General features: G+C 61.3%; 4 protein-coding genes. 3 read left to right on the top strand and 1 reads right to left on the bottom strand.

The window, feature by feature from the left end:
• Positions 1-345: 345 nt before the first annotated feature.
• The gene (locus Q0X21_RS09860; RefSeq protein WP_049154573.1) at positions 346-1,239 is read right to left on the bottom strand and encodes a neutral zinc metallopeptidase; all 894 of its coding nucleotides are present in this window, start codon (positions 1,237-1,239) and stop codon (positions 346-348) included.
• Between the two features lie 233 nt (positions 1,240-1,472).
• Between Q0X21_RS09860 and aspS the strand changes: the two genes are divergently transcribed.
• The 3 genes from aspS to Q0X21_RS09875 form a co-directional block, all read left to right on the top strand.
• Positions 1,473-3,293, top strand: a complete 1,821-nt coding sequence (gene aspS / locus Q0X21_RS09865) for an aspartate--tRNA ligase (protein WP_297851709.1) — start codon at positions 1,473-1,475, stop codon at positions 3,291-3,293.
• Between the two features lie 64 nt (positions 3,294-3,357).
• A complete protein-coding gene (locus Q0X21_RS09870) occupies positions 3,358-4,575 on the top strand; it encodes a phosphotransferase family protein (protein ID WP_297851710.1) in 1,218 nt (405 codons plus the stop codon).
• Positions 4,575-5,602 (top strand): replication-associated recombination protein A (locus Q0X21_RS09875; protein ID WP_297851711.1); only part of this gene is annotated, 1,028 nt, incomplete at its 3' end. The genes Q0X21_RS09870 and Q0X21_RS09875, both read left to right, overlap by 1 nt.

Here is a 5,602-nt window from a genome sequence, read left to right on the forward strand (position 1 = left end):
TCAGGCATCGTCGGCGTGGCGGTGCTCAAAACGTCGTTCCTTTCATGAAGAGAACGCTGCGTGATGAGGAAGCGCGGGCTGCCGCGGGCAAGGTAAAAGCGTCAATAATGATGGGGATTAACGTACCTGCTGCGGTGCAGGTGATGACATCACGCACAGTTCTTTTATGTTTTTAAAGACAGAGCGGATCCCACCACGAACCGGCGGGAACTTGATCAGGGTAAAGCATCAAGATTGCCGGCAGGTAAACACCTCATGTATTTGAATTTAATCTGCACATTTTGTGGCACATTTGGGGGTGGTGTGGCCTTTCGGTGGACACACCAACATTTTTGACGCTCGGTATTAAGACTTATATACGCCTCGACCCAAAGTGTCGCACTGCTCCATCTTTCCGCTGTTATATCCGGCGAGGAAGGATTGTGCTCGGTCCTCAGAGGAGCCGTGTGTCCAGGTATCGGGGCGTACCTCGCCGCCAGAGCGGCGCTGGATGTTGTCGTCGCCCACGGCGCGGGCAGTGTTGACGGCGTCGGTGACCTGCTGTTCGGTGATCGTTTCGAGCAAAGCATCCTCACCCTTGTCGGCGTAGTGTGCCCACAGTCCGGCATAGCAATCCGCTTGCAGCTCAATCTTCACTGCGTTGGAGTCCTCGCCGGGTTCGTTGTAATTGGACAAGCTGAGTGTGCCCTCTAGCTTCTGAATGTGGTGGCCAAATTCGTGGGCGACGATATACATCTGTGCCAGAGGTGCATTATCCCCACCGAAGTTGCGGAGCTGATCGAAGAACGCGGTGTCGAAATAGGCGGACTCATCGGCCGGGCAGTAGAACGGCCCGGTGGCGCCGGAGGCTTGGCCACAGCCGGACATAGTGGTGTTGTTAAAGATGACGCGGCCGGGTTCGACGTACTCGATGCCTGCCTGATCCGGCAGCTGCTGGGCCCAGACCTTGTCGACGGACTGGGCGGCGAACATGACGCGGCAGTCGTCGTACTTATTGCCGTCCTCGGCAGTTTGGCAGTGTGCGAAGGCATCCTCTCCGCTTTCCTCTGGGCCGACCTGGGTTTGGTCGGGCTGAGGGCTGCTTTCGGTGATGTCACCAAGATCGCCGCCAAGCAAGAGATAGAGGCCAATGAGGAGGAGGGAGCCAATGCCGCCGCCGGTAGCGATCATGCCGCCGCGGCCCCCGCCGCCGGAGCTTGCTCGCTTGCCATCAAAGTTGGCGCCAGATTTGAAAGTCATGGTCCAGATTTTGCCATATGCGGGCGGTGATGTGCGTGTGATGAGGGGAGCTGCGTCAAGCGGGGGTACCAGTGCTCGACGTTCGGCGGCGCTCGGTGTTTACCCCAGCGCTGAGCAAGTCTGGTGCGGGCGGTAGACTTGGGCCGTTCAAGTTCTTGCATCCCTCGGCGCGTGCTGTCTACGCGTGGCGTGTGTGGGTGCGAGCGTCAACGATGAGAAGGGATTGAACGAGAGTGCTGCGTACACATTTGGCAGGCGAACTGCGCAAAGAGATGGCGGGGGAGACCGTCACCCTGACGGGTTGGGTGGCGCGCCGTCGCGACCACGGCGGTGTTATCTTCATTGACCTGCGTGATCGCTCCGGCGTTGCCCAGGTGGTTTTCCGTGAATCCGAGGTGGCTGAGCGCGCCCACGATCTGCGCTCCGAGTACTGCGTTAAGGTCACCGGCGTGGTGGAGCCCCGTCCAGAGGGTTCCGCTAACGCGAACCTGGCCTCCGGTGAGATTGAGGTCAACGTTACGGATCTGGAAGTGCTCAACAAGTCTGCAGCGCTGCCATTCCAGATCGATGATCCTTCTTCCTCCGGTGAGGTCGGCGAAGAGACTCGTCTGAAGTACCGCTACCTCGATCTGCGTCGGGAGCGCCAGCACGAGGCTCTGCGCCTGCGCTCGGCAGCTAACCGCGCCGCTCGCCAGGTCCTGGATAGCCATGATTTCACTGAAATCGAAACCCCGACCCTGACCCGTTCCACCCCGGAGGGCGCTCGTGACTTCCTCGTGCCCGCCCGCCTCAAGCCGGGCAGCTGGTACGCACTCCCGCAGTCGCCGCAGCTGTTTAAGCAGCTGCTCATGGTGGCCGGCATGGAGCGTTACTACCAAATCGCTCGCTGCTACCGCGATGAGGACTTCCGCGCGGACCGTCAGCCGGAGTTTACACAGCTCGACGTCGAGATGTCCTTCGTTGATCAGGACGATGTGATCGCTCTCGCGGAAGAAATCATCTCCGCCCTGTGGAAGCTCATCGGCTACGAGATCAAGACACCGATTCCGCGCATGACCTACGCAGACGCTATGAAGTACTACGGTTCCGATAAGCCGGACCTGCGCTTCGACATCAAGATCGTGGAATGCACCGAGTTCTTCAAGGACACCACTTTCCGCGTGTTCCAGAACGAGTACGTTGGCGCCGTCGTCATGGAAGGCGGAGCTTCCCAGCCGCGCCGTCAGTTCGATGCGTGGCAGGAATGGGCAAAGCAGCGCGGTGCGAAGGGCCTGGCTTACATCACCATCGCTGAGGACGGCACCTTGGGCGGCCCAGTGGCCAAGAACATTACTGATGCCGAGCGCGAGGGCATTGCTGAGCACGTCGGCGCCAAGCCGGGTGACGCCATCTTCTTCGCGGCTGGTGACACCAAGTCTTCTCGCGCTCTTCTGGGTGCAGCACGCGGCGAGATTGCAAAGAAGCTGGATCTCATCAAGGACGGCGACTGGGCCTTCACCTGGGTTGTGGACGCACCACTGTTCGAGCCTGCTGCTGATGCCACCGCTTCCGGCGACGTGGCTCTGGGCCACTCCAAGTGGACTGCGGTACACCACGCCTTCACTTCGCCGAAGCCGGAGTATCTGGACAACTTCAACGAGAACCCGGGTGAGGCGCTGGCCTACGCCTACGACATCGTCTGCAACGGCAACGAGATCGGCGGCGGATCTATCCGTATCCACGACCAGGACGTGCAGAAGCGTGTCTTCGACGTTATGGGCATCGGTGAGGAAGAAGCACAGGAAAAGTTCGGCTTCCTGCTCGACGCTTTCCAGTTTGGTGCCCCGCCGCACGGTGGTATCGCGTTCGGTTGGGACCGCATTGTCTCCCTGCTGGGCGGTTTCGACTCCATTCGTGACGTCATCGCTTTCCCGAAGTCCGGTGGCGGCGTGGACCCGTTGACCGATGCTCCGGGCACCATCCCTGCCGAGCAGCGCAAGGAGACCGGCGTGGATTTTAAGCCGGAGAAGGCAGCCAAGGCCGCTCAGGGCGACAAGGTTGGGAAGGAGTCCTAGGTCGCTCAACTCGGTAATGTAGTTGGGCCTACGATATGTGGAAGCAGGCAAGCAAGTGAATCCGATGGGACACGAGTCCAAGAAAAAATCTGTGGCGGATGCCGTGGTGACGGAAGCCTCACAGATGCTCTCGCGCCGCTTTGGCGGGGAGCCTGAGCTTAGTGACGTCGAGCAACTCACTGGTTCGGGCAACGCCGTGGTGCTTCGTGCCCGCACGTCACCGAGTGCCTTCTTCCCGCATCGTTCGGTGGTCATCAAGTACAACCCAGTCACCGGGCACACCATTGATGACGCCGCCCTTCTGCGTGAGGTGGTGGCCTATCAGTTCACCACAGCGTTGTCCGAAGAGGTTCGCCCAGGCCCAGTGCTGCTCGCACACGACGTCGAGAAGCGCATTCTGGTGCTGTCTGACGCCGGCGATGGCGACACCCTGGCGGACACTCTTGCCCGCAGCAATGACGAAGAACGCGGAGAGCTGCTCAGGTCCCTGGGCGGCGCGCTGGGCAAAATGCACGCGGGCACGGCTGGGCGCGAAGAGGATTACGAGGCTCTGCTGAACCGGCAGTTGCGCCGGCATCCCGAATACGCCGAGCACCAAGCCCTGCGGGATGAGTCTCTGAAAAGCTCCATCCTGATCGGTGCGGACATCCTCAGCGAAGCAGGACTGGAGCCACCAGAGCACGTCCGCGAACTAGCCCGCACCGCCATGCAGAGCTTTAGTTCTGGCCGCAACCGCGCTTTTACGCCCTTCGATCTGTCCCCAGACAACATCATCGTGGGGACAACACTGACCTTCCTGGATTATGAGTGGGCCGGTTTTCGCAACGTGGGCTTTGATGTAGCCTGCGTTGTCGCCGGCTTCCCACAGTTCCTCTTCAGTCGCCCGATTACGGATGCTGAGGCGGACGTCTTCATCCAAGCCTGGCAGCGCCGGGTCGTCGACGTGTGGCCGCAGCTGGCGGATGAGAAAACACTGCATGAGCTGATAGTCGCTTGTCTCATTGGTTGGGCTTTGTCGAGCGTGACCACGATGTATGCCGGTGGGATTGAAGGGGTAGTAGCACTGGCGGAAGGTAACGCCGAGATTTATCGTGACCCGCGTCGCTCGCTGCTGCGCCGCTCCGATCACGGCCCGTTCAGCGAGGATGAGCTCCTGATTCGGCGCGACCTTTATGAAACCTTCGAAGCGCTCTCACGCTTTGCCGCGCAGTGCAAGCACGATGGGTGCTCGACTGTTGCCACTTTCGGTCGCGCTGTGGCCTCCCGCCTCCGGGAGTCCTGATGGCGCAGGAGTCACTCTTCGGCGACGACCAATCAGCGCCAAGCCTGCCGGGTGGCCCCGATATTTTTGCGACTCATTCGGGGTCACCGCTGGCCGCACGCATGCGGCCGCAAAGCCTCGACGAAGTAGTGGGGCAAAAGCACCTTCTGGAACCCGGGACTCCGTTGCGCCGCCTCGTCGAGGGTTCCGGCGAGGCCTCCGTCATCCTGTACGGCCCGCCAGGCACCGGAAAGACGACCCTGGCTTCGCTGATCGCGTCCTCTCTGGGGGATAACTTCATCGGCCTGTCCGCCCTCGACTCCGGCGTCAAGCAGGTACGGGAAGTCATCACGCATGCTCGCCGCGAGCTGATTGAGGGCCGCCGCACAGTGCTCTTTATCGATGAGGTGCACCGCTTTTCCAAAACCCAGCAGGACGCATTGCTGGCTGCGGTGGAAAACCGGACGGTGCTGCTCGTGGCAGCTACCACCGAGAACCCCTCCTTCTCCGTGGTGGCGCCTCTGCTCTCGCGTTCGCTGCTGCTGCACTTGGAGCCGCTTGACGACGCCTCCCTGCGCACTCTCGCCGAGCGAGCGCTGACGAGCGAGCGCGGCTTAGCCGGGCGAATCACCGCAACGGAAGACGCTCTGGACCAACTGGTGCTGCTCGCCGGAGGAGATGCGCGTCGCACGCTGACCTACCTCGAGGCTGCGGCTGAGGCGGTACCAGATGGTGGCGAGCTCACCGTCGACATTCTCAAAGACAACGTCAACCGCGCGGTGGTGCGCTATGACCGTGACGGCGACCAGCACTATGACGTAGTCTCCGCGTTCATCAAGTCCATTCGCGGTTCTGACGTCGACGCTGCGTTGCACTACCTCGCCCGGATGATTGAGGCTGGCGAGGATCCACGCTTCATTGCGCGCCGGCTCATCGTGCACGCCTCAGAGGACATTGGGATGGCCGACCCCACCGCGCTACCCACCGCCGTGGCCGCCGCGGAGGCCGCTGCGCTGATCGGCCTGCCCGAGGCGCGCATCCCGCTGGC

It is taken from the genome of uncultured Corynebacterium sp. (assembly GCF_947253065.1).
Taxonomy (GTDB): Bacteria; Actinomycetota; Actinomycetes; order Mycobacteriales; family Mycobacteriaceae; genus Corynebacterium.